We start from the raw sequence: 14,791 nt of genomic DNA on the forward strand, positions 1-14,791 counted from the left end.
AGGGCGAGGGACAAAGGGCGGTGCGCCATCCACCGTCATCGCCGCCCCGTTTCGACATTCCCGGCAGGACCAGGCTTCGGCTGGCCTGGCGGAAAGTGGCCCGGCCGATCGATGCCGAAAGGTGTTCGCGTGGCGCGGGCGGCCTTATTCGGACGGGCGATCGATCGCCACGGCCTTTTTCGGCACGATCGGCGCCCCGGTCTCGCCTTGCGAAACGCCTTCGCTGCGCGGATCGGCGGCACCCACCCAATGGCCGTCCACCCGCTCGATCGCATTGGCCTTCAGGCCAAGCGGCGCCACGACGATCTTCTCGCCCAGCGCGAGCAGAGCGGGCACCATCGCCTCGGCCTGCGTCGCCTTTTCGGCCACGGCGGTCTGGCCGGGGGAGAAGATCAGGCCCATCGCGATCGCGTCCTGCGCGCTCATGTGCCAGTCCAGCACGCCGATCAGCGCCTTGGCCACCTGCGCGATGATCGTCGATCCGCCGGCGGCACCGATCGCGATGCGGACGCTGCCATCGGGATTATAGACGATGGTGGGCGACATGGAGCTGCGCGGCCTCTTGCCGCCGGCCACGCTATTGGCCGCGAGCGCGCCATCACGCGCGGGCACGGTGTCGAAGTCGGTCAGTTCATTGTTCAGGAAGATGCCGTTGGTGGTGAGGCCCGATCCGAACACGCTTTCGATCGTGGTCGTCACCTCCGCCACATTGCCCGCGCGATCGACGGCGACCAGATCGGTCGTGCCATGTTCGGGGCCCGGCGGCACGGCCTTGCGCGGCGGGGCGCCAGCGGGCTTGCCGGGGGCGATGCTGGCCATGCTGCCCGTTTCGGAAATCAGCGCCGATCGACCGGCGATATAATTGGCCGCGAGCAGGCCCGCGACGGGCACCTGCACATGATCTGGATCGCCCAGATAGGCGTCGCGATCGGCATAAGCGAGGCGCGAGCTTTCGGCGAAGAGATGCCAGGCGATGGGATTGTCCTTGCCCAGCGCCGTCATGTCGAAGCGTTCGAGCTGCTTCAGGATCTGCAGCACGGCCACGCCGCCGCCCGAAGGCGGCCCCATCCCGCAGATGCGATAGGCGCGATAGGTGCCGCAGACGGGCGGGCGCGCCTTCGCGCGATAGGCGGCGAGATCCGCCTCCGTCATTTTCGAGGGGTTGCGCGGCGAATCGTTCACCGTGGCGACGATCGCCCTGGCGACCGGGCCGGAATAGAAGGCTTTCGGCCCCTTCGCCGCAATCTCCCTGAGGAGCGCTGCCTGCTGCGGATTCTTCAGGAGCGTGCCGATCGGTTTGGCGCTGCCATCGGCATTGTAGAGATACTGGACCGGCCAGCCGTTCAGCAGGCCAGGCGTGCGGCGCGCGATGAAATTGTAGAAGCGCGGCGTGATTTCCCAGCCATTGGTCGCCAGGCGGATCGCAGGCTGGAACAGGCGCGCCCAGGGCAGTTTGCCATATTTGGCGTGCGCTTCCGCCATCAGGCGAAGGCTGCCGGGCACGCCGACGCTGCGCCCCCCCGGCACGGCCTGCGCGTGGGTGAGAGGCTGGCCATCGGCGCCGTAGAACCAGTAAGGATCGGCCGCCTTCGGCGCGGCCTCGCGCCCGTCATAGCTGGCCGTGGCCTTGTGCGCCGCATCGTAATGGACAAGGAAGCCGCCGCCGCCGAGCCCCGAATGGCCGGGCTCCACCACGCTGAGCGCCAGCATCATCGCCACCGCCGCATCGGCCGCGCTGCCGCCCGCGCGCAATATCTCCGCGCCCGCCGCCGCGGCACGCGGATCCGCGGAGGAGACCATGCCGGGCTCGATCCTGGCCGGTGCCGCTCGGGCGGCGAGGGGGGCGGCGGGGGCGAGGAGCAGGGCGGCGGCCAAGGCCGGCAGCAGGGAGATGCGCATTCCCACACCTTAGTGCCTTTTTTGCGCTTGCGAAGGGCGCCGTCCGCCCCGCCGCGCTCCCCTTGTGGTGGAGCGATAATATGATATCATAATTAAATCAGAGGAGGGAATCGGATGCAGCTTACGGCCAGTCGCGAAACGCCTGCCCAATCGGCCAGCGGATTGATGATACTCGGGCTGATCGCCGCGCTGGTCGCGGCGGCGCTCTATCTGCTCGTGGATGTGGAGAGCCGCACATTCTCGCCCGTGCCGGCGCTTGTGGCGGCGCTGCTGATCCTGGCTGCGGCCGGCATCGGTGCCGGTTTCTACATGCTCCAGCCGAATCAGGCGGCGGCGATCACCCTGTTCGGCGATTATCGCGGCTCGGATCGGCAGTCCGGGCTGCGCTGGGTGCTGCCCTGGCTGATCCGCAAGCGTATCTCGGTGCGCGCCAACAATCTGGTGTCGGAAAAGCTGAAGGTGAATGATCTGCGCGGCAACCCGATCGAGATTGCGGCCCAGGTGGTCTGGCGCGTCGTGGATACCGCGCAGGCCCTGTTCGATATCGACGATTACAAGGCGTTCGTGCTCGTCCAGATCGAGGCTGCGGTGCGCTCGATCGGCGCGCGCTACGCCTATGACGGTGATGAGGCCGAGATCACGCTGCGCAACCAGCATGAGATCGTCAACCGCGAGCTGCGCGAGGAACTGATCGCGCGGCTGTCCGTCGCCGGCATCACCGTGGACGAATGCGGGCTCACCCACCTTGCCTATGCGCCGGAAATAGCGGGGGCGATGCTGCGGCGGCAGCAGGCGGAGGCGGTGGTCGCCGCGCGGCTGAAGGTGGTGGAAGGCGCGGTCGGCATGGTGGAGCTGGCGCTGGAGCAGCTTTCCTCGCGCGAGGTGGTGGAGCTGGATGACGAGCGTCGCGCGGCGATGGTTTCCAATCTGATGGTCGTTCTCTGTTCGGATCGCGATACGCAGCCGATCGTGAACACGGGCACGCTTTACCAATAGGATGGCGCCCCCGCCCAGAAAGGCGTTTCCGCTCCGGATCGAGCCGGCCCTGTTCGCCGCGCTCGAGCGGGCGGCGGCCGCCGATCTCAGGAGCGTGAATGCCGAGATCGAATTTCTGCTGCGCGAGGCACTGGCCAGGCGCGGCATCCGGATCGAACCGGGCGAGAGGCGGCTACGCGGGCGGCCGCCCGCCACGCGCGATCGTGCGCAGGTTGAAGGGCCCGCAGAGGATGAAGGAGACGCATCGTGATCCACCTGATCCTGTCACGCAAACCATGGTTCGCGGCGAAGCGCTTCGGTATCGGCGCGGGCCGGCCGATCAGCATAGAGGGCTGGGTGACGATCGTGGCCTTCCTCGCGCTGATCGCGGGCCTGACGACGGCGCAGGCGCGCGGCACGATCACGCACATCCAGTTCGTCGCCTTCGTGGCGATCGCCATGGCGCTTCTGCTCGCCATCGTCGCGCGCCATACCGAGGGCGGCTGGCGGTGGCGCTGGGGCAAGTGATTCAGGCGACGCCCACGGCGTCTCCCACCGTTGCGAAGCCGTCCCGCGCGAGCAGCGCGGAAAGCTCGCGTGCGATCCGGCGGGCGAGCAGCGGTCCTTCATAGACGAGCGCGGTATAGAGTTGGACGAGGCTCGCGCCCGCGCGAATGCGGGCATAGGCATCGTCGCCGCTGGCGATGCCGCCCGCCGCGATCAGCGGCAGCGCGCCGCCGGTCGCCACCCGGAAATCGCGCAACCGTTCCAACGCGAGCGCCTTGAGCGGCGCGCCGGACAGGCCGCCCGTCTCCTTAGCATGGGGGCTTCTCAGGCCCTCGCGGCCGATCGTCGTGTTCGAGACGATCAGCGCGTCCACCGCGCGATCGAGGCAGACGCGCGCGATCGCGTCGATATCGGCCGGCGCGAGATCGGGCGCGACCTTGAGGAAGATGGGTGGGCCGCCCGCCGGCCGCGCGGCGATCGCGCCCGCCAGCAAATCGTCCAGCGCCTGCGCCTCCTGTAGCGCGCGCAGCCCGGGCGTATTGGGCGAGGAGATGTTGATCGTCAGATAATCGGCGACGGGCGCCATGGCGGCCACGCCTGTCGCATAGTCCGCGATGCGATCGGCCGCATCCTTGTTGGCACCCACATTCACGCCGACGATGCCGCGGCGCGCGCGCTTTGAAAGCCGCGCGAGCGCATCGGCCTGGCCCCCGTTGTTGAAGCCCATCCGGTTGATGACGGCACGGTCCTCGGGAAGGCGGAACAGGCGCGGCCGGGGATTACCCGCCTGGGGCAGCGGCGTGAGCGTGCCGATCTCCACGAAACCGAAGCCCAGCGACAGAAAGGCATCCGGCACCTCGGCATCCTTGTCGACGCCGGCGGCGAGGCCGACCGGCGTCGGGAAATCGAGGCCGGCAAGGCGCGTGGCGAGGCGCGGATCGCGGGCCGTCGCCGGCAAGGCGGGCAGCGCCTTCAGCGCGGTGATCGTCATCCGGTGCGCGCGCTCGGCATCGAGCGAGAAGAGCAGGGGGCGGACGAGCGGGAAGAGGGGCATCACAGTCTCCCCCCTCCCGCGTGCGGGAGGGGCCGGGGTGGGCAGCGACCTTCGGCGCTTCGAAAGGCGTCTAGGGGAGGAAGGCGCCATCCCCAACCCCTCCGGCGCGCGAACGACATGGGTTGCGCAGCGGCGCCACGCTTGCCACTTCCTCCTGCATGCGGTTTGTCCATCTCGCGCTGGGCATAATGTCGGTCGCCACCGGCTTCGTCGGCATCTTCCTTCCGCTGCTGCCGACCGTACCTTTCATGCTGCTGGCGGCCTTCTTCTTCGCGCGCAGCAATCCCGAGTGGGAGAGGCGGCTGATCGAGCATCCGCAGTTCGGCCCGCATATTATCGCCTGGCGGGAGCGCGGCGCGATTTCGCGGCGGGGCAAGATGGCCGGAATCGGCGGCCTCGCCATCAGCGCGGCGATGGGCTTTTTCTTTCTCCACGATCACTGGCGCTATATCCCGCTCTCGGTCGCGCTGATCTGCGGCACCTGGATCGCGACGCGGCCCACCAAATAAGCGGTTTCCAGCGCTTGACCCTGCCGCGCGCGCGCTTATGTGCCCAATCGGAATGAATCACTCCGATTGGAGCTTATGCGCCTTTCCAACCTTGCCGATTATGCGGTCGTGATGCTGGCCGCCGCCGCGCGCCACGGCGATGCGCGGCTGACGGCCACGTTGCTGGCCGATGAAACGGGCGTGCCGCTGCCCACCGCGCAGAAGCTGGTGGGCAAGCTTTCGGCGGCGGGGCTGCTCGTTTCCTCGCGCGGCACGGGCGGGGGCTTCCGCCTCGCGCGTCCGCCGCATGCGATCAGCCTGGCCGACATTGTCGAGGCGGTGGAAGGCCCGATCGCGATGACGGCCTGCGTGGAGCAGGGAAAGCAGGATTGCGGGCTTGATCGCCATTGTCAGGTGAAGCCGCACTGGGAGGTTGTGAACGTCGCGATGCGCAAGGCGCTGGATGAAGTGAGCCTGGCGGCGCTGGCCTGTACGCCCGTGCGCCACGGGCTTGCCGAGGGGCTGCCCATCTTCGAGGTGAAGGACGGTGTTTCCGCGGGTTCGGCCCCGGCGGTCCTTGGGATGGAGGCGTAACATGGCCACCAGGAACGCCGATGCGATCGCCGCCGCCGAAAAGGCCTATGAATGGGGCTTCACGAGCGACATCGAGCAGGAATTCGCGCCCAAGGGCCTGAGCGAGGACACGGTCCGCTTCATCTCGGCCAAGAAGGGCGAGCCGGAATGGATGCTGGATTATCGGCTGAAGGCCTATCGCCTGTGGCTGACGATGGAGCAGCCGGACTGGGCCAAGCTCTCGATCCCGCCGATCGATTATCAGGACGCTTATTATTATGCGGCGCCCAAAGAGAAGCCGAAGCTCGGCTCGCTCGACGAGGTCGATCCCGAAATCCTGCGCGTCTATGAAAAGCTCGGCATCCCGATCGAGGAGCAGAAGCTGCTCGCGGGCGTCGAGAGCGAGCCTGCGCGCAAGATCGCGGTGGATGCCGTGTTCGATTCGGTTTCGGTCGCGACCACCTTCCGCAAGGAACTGGAGCAGGCGGGCGTCATCTTCCGCTCGATTTCGGAAGCGCTGAAGGAATTTCCCGATCTGGTCCGCAAGTGGCTGGGCAAGGTGGTGCCCATCCAGGACAATTATTTCGCGGCGCTCAATGCGGCGGTCTTCTCGGACGGCACCTTCGTCTATGTGCCCGCAGGGGTTCGCTGCCCGATGGAGCTGTCCACCTATTTCCGCATCAACGCGGCGAATACGGGTCAGTTCGAGCGGACGCTGATCGTGGCCGACAAGGGCGCCTACGTCTCCTATCTCGAAGGCTGCACCGCGCCGATGCGCGACGAGAACCAGCTGCACGCCGCCGTGGTGGAGCTGGTCGCGCTCGACGATGCCGAGATCAAATATTCGACCGTGCAGAACTGGTATCCGGGCGACAGCGAAGGCCGTGGCGGCATCTACAATTTCGTCACCAAGCGCGCGCTCTGCCAGGGCAGGAACAGCAAGGTCAGCTGGACGCAGGTGGAGACGGGCAGCGCGATCACCTGGAAATATCCCAGTTGCGTGCTGGCGGGCGAAAACAGCGTCGGGGAGTTCTACTCGGTTGCGGTGACGAATAATCGCCAGCAGGCCGATACCGGCACGAAGATGATCCACCTCGGCAAGGGTAGCCGCTCGACGATCGTGTCGAAGGGCATTTCGGCGGGGCGCTCGGAGAATACCTATCGCGGCCTCGTTCGCGTGGGGCCGACGGCGGAGGGCGTGCGCAACTTCACCCAGTGCGACAGCCTGCTGCTGGGCTCCGACTGCGGCGCGCATACCGTGCCTTACATCGAGGTGCGCAATCCCTCGGCCCAGATCGAGCATGAGGCGACGACCAGCAAGATCAGCGACGATCAGCTTTTCTACGCGATGCAGCGCGGGCTGGATCAGGAAGCGGCGGTGGCGCTGATCGTCAACGGCTTCGCCAAGGAAGTGCTGCAGCAACTGCCGATGGAATTCGCGGTCGAGGCGCAGAAGCTGCTGGGGATCAGCCTTGAGGGGAGCGTGGGCTAATGATGCTGGCCCTTGTTGCCGTCACGATCCTCTCGGAGCCGATAATGATCAAGGAAACAGCTTCGTTGATGGTAGCGACGTCTTTGGCACAGTGCATGGTCGACAAAATCAACGCTCGGGCGCCTGAGCCAGATGCCCAACTAGTCACGCATAAAGCGGCCGGCGAATGTCGCTCTATGCGCGATCAAAAATATGCTGACGGAAAAATCCGTCGGAACGGAAAGCCGTTTCCTGAAAGGTGGTGGAAAAGGCAAAGCCCACTTTTCGAGCAAACGACAGCTGCCGTCGAAAATGCTTGGTCGAAACGAACCGAGGGCAAGAAACTGCATGTGGCATGGCAGAAGAAAGATGGATCGCTCATGACGCTGCCTGCCGAGGGCCAATGGTTCGCCGACAGTAAGGTTAATCTCATAATTGTTGAAAACGACGATGCTCAAAATTGAAAACCTCCACGCCGAAGTCGACGGCAAACAGATCCTCAAGGGCCTCTCGCTCTCGCTCAATGCGGGCGAGGTGCATGCGATCATGGGGCCGAACGGGGCGGGCAAGTCCACGCTCGGTTATGTCCTGTCGGGGCGGCCGGGCTATGAGGTGACGGAAGGATCCGCCACGTTCGACGGCGTCGATCTGCTGGAACTGGCGCCGCATGAGCGCGCCGCCGCCGGACTCTTTCTGGGCTTCCAGTATCCGGTCGAGATTCCGGGCGTCTCCAATCTCCAGTTCCTGCGCGAGGCGCTGAATGCGCAGCGCAAGGGCCGGGGCGAGGCGCCGCTTTCGGGGGGCGAATTCCTCAAGATCGCGCGCGCGCAGGCGAGCGACATCGGGCTGGATCCCGAGATGCTCAAGCGCCCCGTCAATGTCGGTTTTTCGGGCGGCGAGAAGAAGCGCGCCGAAATGGTGCAGATGGGGATTATCGATCCGAAGCTCGCCATCCTCGACGAGACGGACAGCGGCCTCGACATCGATGCGCTGAAGGCGGTGGGCGACGGCATCAACCGGATCATGCGGCGGCCCGACAAGGCCGTGCTGCTCATCACCCATTATCAGCGGCTGCTGGATTATGTGCGGCCCGATTTCGTGCATGTTCTGGCCGGCGGGCGCATCGTCCGCTCGGGCGGGCCGGAGCTCGCGCTGGAGCTGGAGCGCGAGGGCTACAAGGATATTGCGGCGTGACAGCCCTGCCCACCCGGCGCGACGAGACGTGGCGCTACAGCGATCTGGAGGCGGTCGCGGCTGTGTGGCCGGTCGCGACTCACGCCCATGTCGTGGCACCGGGCGAGACGCTCGCGCTGCCGATCCTGATCGACGCCGCCGCCGATGCCGTGATCGTCGAGGATCATGAGATCGAGATCGGCGCGGGCGCCACCGCGACCGTGCATGTCGCCATCACCGGCGGCCGGCTGGGCCGCGTGTTCGTGAAGGCGCGGCTGGCCGAGGGTGCGCATCTGGAACTGACCGGCGCGATCGTGGGCGGTGACGCGCGCACGCACGAAATCGTCACGCGCGTGACGCATGCGGAGCCCAACGCCACCAGCGCACAGACGGTGCGCGCGGTGCTGGGCGGCAAGGCGGTGGGCTCCTATCTCGGCAAGGTGGCGGTGGCGCGGGGCGCGCAGAAGACGGATGCCACGCAATCCGCCAAGGCGATGCTGCTGGATCGCACCGCGACCGCCAATCTGAAGCCCGAGCTGGAAATCTTCGCGGACGATGTGAAGTGCGCGCACGGCGCCACCGTGGGCGAACTGGACCGCGAGGCGATGTTCTATCTCGCTGCGCGCGGTTTGCCGCCGGCCGAGGCCAAGACGCTCCTGCTGCGCGCCTTCGTGGGCGGGCTGTTCGAAGGTTCGGCCGATGCGGCGCGCTTCGATGCGGCGATCGATGCCGCGCTGGAGAAGATGCTGTGAGCGTGCTGACCGATATCCGGCCCCTGGACGTGCTGGCCGATTTCCCGGCCATCCCGGCGGGCTGGGCCTATCTCGATACGGCGGCGACCGCGCAGAAGCCGCGCCCCGTGATCGATGCGATCGCGCGCGCTTATGGCGAAACCTACGCAACCGTGCATCGCGGCGTCTATCAGCGCTCGGCGGACATGACGCTGGCCTATGAGGCCGCGCGCGAGCGGGTGGCGCGGTTCATCGGCGCGGGCTCTTCGGCCGAGATCGTCTATGTTCGGGGCGCGACCGAGGCGATCAATCTGGTCGCCCAATGCTGGGCGGGTACGCAGCTGAAGGCGGGCGACCGCATCCTGCTGAGCCAGCTGGAGCATCATTCCAATATCGTGCCGTGGCAGATGGTGGCCGAGCGGATCGGCATCGCGATCGACGTGGCGCCGCTGACGGCCGATCATCGCATCGATCTGGATGCGGTGGAGGCGATGCTGACGCCGCAGCACAAGCTGGTGGCGCTCGCCCATGTCTCGAACGTGCTGGGCTCGGTGCTCGATGTGAAGCGGGCGGCCGGTCTGGCCCATGCGGTGGGCGCGAAGTTGCTGGTGGATGGTTGCCAGGCGGTCGCGCGGTTGGGCGTCGACGTCCGCGATCTGGGCTGCGATTTCTACGTCTTCTCCGGCCACAAGCTTTATGGCCCCACCGGCATCGGCGTGCTGTGGGCGCGGCCGGAACTGCTGGAGGCGATGCCGCCCTATCAGGGGGGCGGATCGATGATCGACAAGGTTAGCTTCGCGAAGACGACCTATGCGCCGCCACCGACTCGTTTCGAGGCGGGCACGCCGCATATCGTGGGCGCGTTGGGGCTGCATGCGGCGATCGATTATGTCGACGGCATCGGGCTGGATGCGATCCACGCGCACGAAACGGCGCTGGTGACGGCCACGCGCGCGGCGCTGGCGGACATCAACAGCCTGACGCTTTTCGGGCCGGAGGATTCGGCCGGCATCGTCTCTTTCGCGATCGAGGGGGTGCATCCGCACGACATCGGCACCATCTTGGACGAGGGCCAGGTGGCGATCCGCGCGGGCCATCATTGCGCGCAGCCGCTGATGGAGGCGCTGGGCGTGCCGGCCACGGCCCGCGCGAGCTTCGGCGTCTATAATGGCCTGGGCGACGTGGCTGCGCTGGTGAAGGGTATCGAGCGGGTAAGGCGGATTTTCGGATGAGTGACGTCGGATGAGTGACGAGGGCTCCAGGATCGAGATCGAGGAGGTGGGCGCCGTGGCGCCGCCGCCCAAGGCGCGCGTGGAAGATGCGGTGGAGGCCGCTGCGGAGCGCCCGCGCGATTATCTGTCGGGTTTCCTGGCCGAAAAGCCCGTGCCGCTTTCGGGCGGCGAGCCGGGTGGCGCGCTCTATGAGGGCGTGATCGATGCGCTCAAGGAGATCTTCGATCCCGAAATCCCGGTGAACATCTACGATCTCGGCCTCATCTACGGCGTCGACATCGCGGATTCGCACGCGGTGGTGACAATGACGCTGACGACGCCGCACTGCCCGGTCGCGGAATCGATGCCGGGCGAGGTGGAATTGCGCGTCGGCGCGGTGCCCGGGATCGGCTCTGCCGAAGTGAATCTCGTCTGGGATCCGCCGTGGGATCCGCAGAAGATGTCCGACGAGGCCAAGCTCGAACTGGGAATGTTGTGATGGCTACCACTGTCCGTGCCCGCCCTGCCGCCCTGAACCTGACGCCATCGGCCGAGGGGCGTATCGCCGCGCTGATGGCGCAGGCTCCCGAGGGCGCCGTCGGCGTGAAGCTCTCCACGCCGCGGCGCGGCTGTTCGGGCCTCGCTTATTCGGTCGATTACGTCACTGCCGCCGATCCGTTCGACGAGAAGATCGTGACGCCCGGCGGGGATTTCTACGTGGATGGCGGATCGGTGCTCTATCTGATCGGTTCGACGATGGACTGGGTGGAAGATGATTTCACCGCCGGCTTCGTCTTCCAGAATCCGAATGCCAAGGGCAGCTGCGGCTGCGGCGAGAGCTTCACCGTCTGATCGGTCGCGCGGGCCGGCCGGGGGCTGGCTGCGTCAGGACGAAAGCGGGCCCGATCGGAACTGGATCCGGGGCGCGGCCCCCCCGCTGCGCAGGATGATGGGGCGGGCGGAAAGATCCGCCCATCCCGGCCGGGTGACCGCCGCCGCGCCGCAGACCGGCTGGGCGGTGGCGGCGTCTGTGCTGAACTGCATCGGCCGCCGGCGATCCGCCAGCCAGATGACGGAGACGGTGCCGTCGCCGCCGGCAAAGTCGACGCGCATCGCGCTCCCGTCGCGAACCACACGGACGGGGCGGGCCGAGCGCACCAGCTTCGCAGCCGCCTGATAGGCGCAGAAGGCGGGCTTCGGGCGATAATCATAGGTCAGCAGGCCGAAATTGTCCTCGATCTCGGCCGGATCGCGGCCGCTATCCTTCAGTTCATAATACCAGACACCCCGGATCCATGGCCGCGCGGACGCCGCGAAAATGAATTGAGCGACATTTTCCGCCACGGCCTGCGCATCGACGCCGCAGCGGCCGCTGTTGCTCGGCCATCCGAACTCGCTGACATAGATGTCCGACTTGCCCGGCGCGTGGGCGGCGGCATAGGCATGGATATCGTCCAGCCGCGCCATCATCTCATCGGTCGCGCGCGGCAGCAGTTGCGCGGCGCAATGATCGTAAAGATGGATCGAGAGCGCATCGGCCGAATCCAGCCCGCCGCCGTCGATCATCGACTTGGTCCATTCGGAACGCAGCTGCCCGCGATCGTCCGCCGCCCCGCCCGCGAGGATCTTCGCATCGGGCGCGCCGCGCCGGATGGCGGGCGCCGTCGCCTTCACCAGCGCAACATAGCTTTCCGGCGTACCATAATCGCCCTTGCGGACGCCCTTGTCCCACTCGTTCCAGATTTCCACGAGCGCGCCCGTGCCTTTCCAGGCGGTCACGGCATCGCCGACGAAGGCCGAAAATGCCCGCAGCGCGCCGGGAGAGGTGGGCAGGTTGCCGCCATCGATGTTCGGCAGGCCGCCATGCGGCGTCAGCAGCGGGGGGGCGGCCGCGCCACGCTGGTGCGTCACGTCGAACAGGGCGGGCAGGCGTGCGGCGATGCCGCTGCCCTGTGTCTGCGCCAGATCCGGCCAGGAGAGATTGTCGCGCGCCGAAACGGCATCCAGCGTGCGCATGGCCGTGTCGGTCGGGCCGGGCTGATAGCCGGCCTTGCGGATCATCGCGCCGAAATGGAGCTGCACGCCGGTGATGAGCGGGGTCGAGCGCGTGACGGCGCGATCATCATTCGTCGCGGAGGTCGTCTGGGATCGGCCGGCCGGCCCGAGCAGGAAGGGGGCGGTCGAGGCGAGCGCAACGACCGCCAGCAGGCGCGGTCGCCACATTCTGGAAAGGGAGGACCGGGGCTGCGCGCGCATGGAGACGCCTTTTGCTCGAGCCGGTCTCGCGCCCGGCAACGCCGGTCAACGCCTGCCATCGTCTTGCGTTGCAATGCAACCGGCTGGACGGGCCGGACGGGTCGAAGCGTTCCGGCCGCAGGAGATTGCGCGCCCCTTGCGCGGGGAGCGGCGGCCCCATCCATCGGGCGGACCGTGATGCCGCGCGCCCCCCGCCCGATGCCCTGCAAAAGGCACCGGACGGGGGCCTGGCGGATCAGCCGAAGTGGAAGCCCGCGCTATCCTTGATCAGGTGGGACATGGCGAGCCCCTCGATCAGGATGGACGTGCCCGAGTCGATCGTCACCAGCGTGCCATCGCTGGTCTGGGAGACGACGGCCTGCTTGCCCGCGCCGAGGAAGGCCGACAGATCGAGCGAGTCGCCCGTGCCGAAATCCCCGATCCTGGCCTTTCCGGCCTTGGCGAAGACGAACGTGTCGTTGCCGCCGCCGCCGAACAGGATATCGTCCCCGCCCATGCCGTTGATGATGTTGTCGCCGGCATTGCCCCGGATCGTATTGGCCTGGCTGTTGCCGGTGGCGTTGATATTCGCGCTGCCGGAGAGGCGCAGTTCCTCGACGAACGTGCCCGAAAGCGCGTAGCTCGCCGAGGAATAGACGATGTCATAACCCTCGCCGCTGCCCTGTAGCTCGATCACCTTGGTGTTCGCGTCATCCACATAATAGATGTCGTCGCCCTTGCCGCCGATCAGGATATGCGTGCCGTCGCGACCATCGAGGATATTGTGCCCGTCCGTCCCGGAGATGGTCTCGACCGTCACGCCGACCGAAGCGGACTGATCCGTTCCGTCGCTCACGTTGAGGCTGCCATCCTTCAGCGACGTGCCCGACGCCGAGGTGCCGTCGATCTGGAGGCTGTAGGTGGAGGTGGGCGCGATGCTGGTGCCATCCGTGATCTTGTAGCTCACGTCGACATAGACGTGCTGGCCGATCGCGAGCTGGCCCGCAATCCCGTGCGCATCGATCGTCAGCGTCCCGTTGGCGATGGAATAGAGGGACGCGTCCACCGTGCCGATCACATGGCCGCTGGCATCCACCAGATTGACGGTGGGCGTGCCGGAGATCTTCAGATTGCCCGACAGCGTGGTGTAGGCGAAGAGTTTGGCCGTGGCTGTCTGCTGATCCGTCACCTCGGCATAGGTGTGGAACGATTTGGTGCCGTCCGCCGCAGTGGTCGCCTCCAGCGTCTTGTTGCCGGCCGCGTCATAATAAGTGAGCGTCTTGCCGCCGCTCGCATAGTGGACTTCGTTATAATCCAGCGTGCCGTCCGCATGATAACGCGTCAGGCTCTGCACCGCGCCGCCGGCCGAGAGCACATAGTGATCCGAGACATAGGTCTGCCCCGTAATCCCGTAGTGAAATTGCTCGCCGCTCCTGTCGGGATTGGTGACCGTCTTCGTCTTGATGTCGCCGGTCGCGGGATCGAACGTCCAGATCGTGGTGACATTGGCGGCGCTGATATCGACCTGCGTCGTCAGGCGGCCCGCCGTGTCATAGGAGCGCGTGCCGGTATCGCCGGACGCCGAGACGAGCACCTTCTGGGTGATGATGCCGGCGGCGTTGTAATAATCCTTCACCGTGCTGCCGTCCGCTTTGCGCTGCTCGTTATAGTCGAGCGTGCCGTCCGCATGGAGCCGGGTCAGGCTGACGAACGCGTTGTTCGCCCCATAGACATAATGGTCGGACGTGTAGGTCTTGCCGGTGATGTTATAATGCCAGACGTCGCCGCTCTTGTCGGCATAGGTGATCGTCTTGGTCGCCACCGTGCCCGTGGCCGAGTCGTATGACCAGGTGGTGGTGACGTTGGTGGTGCTGATGTCCTGCCGCTGGGTGACGCGGCCCGCGCTGTCGAAGACATAGGTGCTGCGCGCGCCGTTCGCCGCGATGCGGATCTCCTGCGCCATCACGCCCGCGGCATTGTAATAATCCATGACGGTGCTGCCGTCGGAATTGTGCACCTCATAATAGTCGCGCGATCCGTCCGCATGGAGGCGCGTGACGCTGTAGAGGCTGCCGCCGGCCGAATAGACGATCTGATCCGACGTGTAGGTCTTGCCGGTGATATTGTAGTGCCAGACCATGCCGCTCCTGTCGGGGTTGGCGATCGTCTTGGTCGCCACCGTGCCGGTGGTCGTGTCATAGGCCCAGGTGGTGGTGACGCTGGTGGCGCTGATGTCCTGACGCTGGCTGAGGCGGCCCGTGCTGTCGAAGACATAGGTGATGCGGCCGCCGTCCGCCGCGACGCGGATTTCCTGGAGCAGAATGCCCGTGGCCGAATAGGTATCGGTCAGCATGCTGCCATCGGCATTGCGCTGTTCGTAATAATCGCGCGATCCATCGGCATGCAGGCGCGTCAGGCTGGCGAGCGCGCCGCCCACGGCATAGACGGCATGGTCGGACGTATAGGTCTTGCCG

General features: G+C 66.4%; 15 protein-coding genes and 1 pseudogene. 12 read left to right on the forward strand and 4 right to left on the reverse strand.

Annotated elements, in window-relative coordinates:
- Positions 1 to 144 precede the first annotated feature (144 nt).
- Positions 145 to 1,899 (reverse strand): gamma-glutamyltransferase, encoded by a 1,755-nt coding sequence (gene ggt, locus DI605_RS18495; protein WP_293976772.1) that lies wholly within the window; start codon positions 1,897 to 1,899, stop codon positions 145 to 147.
- Positions 1,900 to 2,013: 114 nt separating this feature from the next.
- Between ggt and DI605_RS18500 the strand changes: the two genes are divergently transcribed.
- The 3 genes from DI605_RS18500 to DI605_RS18510 are packed head-to-tail and all read left to right on the forward strand — an operon-like array spanning position 2,014 to position 3,402.
- A complete protein-coding gene (locus DI605_RS18500; protein ID WP_293976774.1) occupies positions 2,014 to 2,895 on the forward strand; it encodes an SPFH domain-containing protein in 882 nt (293 codons plus the stop codon).
- Between the two features lies 1 nt (position 2,896).
- Positions 2,897 to 3,145, forward strand: coding sequence for a toxin-antitoxin system HicB family antitoxin (locus DI605_RS18505; protein WP_293976776.1), 249 nt, complete (start codon positions 2,897 to 2,899; stop codon positions 3,143 to 3,145).
- Positions 3,142 to 3,402 (forward strand): hypothetical protein, encoded by a 261-nt coding sequence (locus DI605_RS18510; protein WP_293976778.1) that lies wholly within the window; start codon positions 3,142 to 3,144, stop codon positions 3,400 to 3,402. The genes DI605_RS18505 and DI605_RS18510 overlap by 4 nt, the downstream gene beginning before the upstream one ends.
- Position 3,403: 1 nt before the next feature.
- Here DI605_RS18510 and DI605_RS18515 read toward each other — a convergent pair whose 3' ends face one another.
- Positions 3,404 to 4,435, reverse strand: a complete 1,032-nt coding sequence (locus tag DI605_RS18515; protein WP_293976780.1) for a quinone-dependent dihydroorotate dehydrogenase — start codon at positions 4,433 to 4,435, stop codon at positions 3,404 to 3,406.
- A gap of 158 nt (positions 4,436 to 4,593) precedes the next feature.
- Between DI605_RS18515 and DI605_RS18520 the strand changes: the two genes are divergently transcribed.
- From DI605_RS18520 to DI605_RS18560, 9 genes are all read left to right on the forward strand, one after another.
- Complete coding sequence (locus DI605_RS18520; protein ID WP_293976799.1) at positions 4,594 to 4,944, forward strand: YbaN family protein; 351 nt, start codon at positions 4,594 to 4,596, stop codon at positions 4,942 to 4,944.
- A 75-nt stretch (positions 4,945 to 5,019) separates the two neighbouring features.
- Positions 5,020 to 5,517, forward strand: coding sequence for an SUF system Fe-S cluster assembly regulator (locus DI605_RS18525; RefSeq protein ID WP_293976782.1), 498 nt, complete (start codon positions 5,020 to 5,022; stop codon positions 5,515 to 5,517).
- 1 nt (position 5,518) lies between these two features.
- Complete coding sequence (gene sufB / locus DI605_RS18530; protein ID WP_293976784.1) at positions 5,519 to 6,988, forward strand: Fe-S cluster assembly protein SufB; 1,470 nt, start codon at positions 5,519 to 5,521, stop codon at positions 6,986 to 6,988.
- Positions 6,988 to 7,431 (forward strand): hypothetical protein, encoded by a 444-nt coding sequence (locus DI605_RS18535; RefSeq protein WP_293976786.1) that lies wholly within the window; start codon positions 6,988 to 6,990, stop codon positions 7,429 to 7,431. Before sufB ends, DI605_RS18535 begins: the two co-directional genes overlap by 1 nt.
- Positions 7,418 to 8,161 carry a Fe-S cluster assembly ATPase SufC gene (gene sufC, locus DI605_RS18540; RefSeq protein ID WP_293976788.1) on the forward strand — a complete coding sequence of 248 codons (744 nt, stop codon included), beginning with the start codon at positions 7,418 to 7,420 and terminating at the stop codon, positions 8,159 to 8,161. The genes DI605_RS18535 and sufC overlap by 14 nt, the downstream gene beginning before the upstream one ends.
- Positions 8,158 to 8,892, forward strand: coding sequence for a SufD family Fe-S cluster assembly protein (locus DI605_RS18545; RefSeq protein ID WP_293976790.1), 735 nt, complete (start codon positions 8,158 to 8,160; stop codon positions 8,890 to 8,892). Before sufC ends, DI605_RS18545 begins: the two co-directional genes overlap by 4 nt.
- Positions 8,889 to 10,103 carry a cysteine desulfurase gene (locus DI605_RS18550; RefSeq protein ID WP_293976792.1) on the forward strand — a complete coding sequence of 405 codons (1,215 nt, stop codon included), beginning with the start codon at positions 8,889 to 8,891 and terminating at the stop codon, positions 10,101 to 10,103. Before DI605_RS18545 ends, DI605_RS18550 begins: the two co-directional genes overlap by 4 nt.
- A 10-nt stretch (positions 10,104 to 10,113) precedes the next feature.
- On the forward strand, positions 10,114 to 10,581 hold the full coding sequence (locus DI605_RS18555) for an SUF system Fe-S cluster assembly protein (protein ID WP_293976793.1): 468 nt from the start codon (positions 10,114 to 10,116) through the stop codon (positions 10,579 to 10,581).
- Positions 10,581 to 10,934 carry an iron-sulfur cluster assembly accessory protein gene (locus DI605_RS18560; protein ID WP_293976794.1) on the forward strand — a complete coding sequence of 118 codons (354 nt, stop codon included), beginning with the start codon at positions 10,581 to 10,583 and terminating at the stop codon, positions 10,932 to 10,934. The genes DI605_RS18555 and DI605_RS18560 overlap by 1 nt, the downstream gene beginning before the upstream one ends.
- A gap of 33 nt (positions 10,935 to 10,967) precedes the next feature.
- Here the strand turns inward: DI605_RS18560 and DI605_RS18565 are convergent, their stop codons facing one another.
- Both DI605_RS18565 and DI605_RS18570 read right to left on the reverse strand, forming a co-directional pair.
- A complete protein-coding gene (locus DI605_RS18565; protein WP_293976795.1) occupies positions 10,968 to 12,338 on the reverse strand; it encodes a hypothetical protein in 1,371 nt (456 codons plus the stop codon).
- 235 nt (positions 12,339 to 12,573) lie between these two features.
- Positions 12,574 to 14,791 (reverse strand): annotated as a pseudogene (locus tag DI605_RS18570) (hypothetical protein); the annotation flags it as partial.

The organism is Sphingomonas sp., from assembly GCF_003248515.1.
GTDB lineage: Bacteria > Pseudomonadota > Alphaproteobacteria > Sphingomonadales > Sphingomonadaceae > Sphingomonas_I.

Bases quoted from the DNA above. Each gene is read 5' to 3' on its own strand.
- DI605_RS18555 (WP_293976793.1), top strand. From the start codon at position 10,114: ATGAGTGACGAGGGCTCCAGGATCGAGATCGAGGAGGTGGGCGCCGTG.
- DI605_RS18560 (WP_293976794.1), top strand. From the start codon at position 10,581: ATGGCTACCACTGTCCGTGCCCGCCCTGCCGCCCTGAACCTGACGCCA.
- DI605_RS18520 (WP_293976799.1), top strand. From the start codon at position 4,594: ATGCGGTTTGTCCATCTCGCGCTGGGCATAATGTCGGTCGCCACCGGC.
- DI605_RS18500 (WP_293976774.1), top strand. From the start codon at position 2,014: ATGCAGCTTACGGCCAGTCGCGAAACGCCTGCCCAATCGGCCAGCGGA.
- DI605_RS18515 (WP_293976780.1), bottom strand. From the start codon at position 4,435: ATGCCCCTCTTCCCGCTCGTCCGCCCCCTGCTCTTCTCGCTCGATGCC.
- sufC (WP_293976788.1), top strand. From the start codon at position 7,418: ATGCTCAAAATTGAAAACCTCCACGCCGAAGTCGACGGCAAACAGATC.
- sufB (WP_293976784.1), top strand. From the start codon at position 5,519: ATGGCCACCAGGAACGCCGATGCGATCGCCGCCGCCGAAAAGGCCTAT.
- DI605_RS18505 (WP_293976776.1), top strand. From the start codon at position 2,897: ATGGCGCCCCCGCCCAGAAAGGCGTTTCCGCTCCGGATCGAGCCGGCC.
- DI605_RS18535 (WP_293976786.1), top strand. From the start codon at position 6,988: ATGATGCTGGCCCTTGTTGCCGTCACGATCCTCTCGGAGCCGATAATG.
- ggt (WP_293976772.1), bottom strand. From the start codon at position 1,899: ATGCGCATCTCCCTGCTGCCGGCCTTGGCCGCCGCCCTGCTCCTCGCC.
- DI605_RS18565 (WP_293976795.1), bottom strand. From the start codon at position 12,338: ATGCGCGCGCAGCCCCGGTCCTCCCTTTCCAGAATGTGGCGACCGCGC.
- DI605_RS18525 (WP_293976782.1), top strand. From the start codon at position 5,020: ATGCGCCTTTCCAACCTTGCCGATTATGCGGTCGTGATGCTGGCCGCC.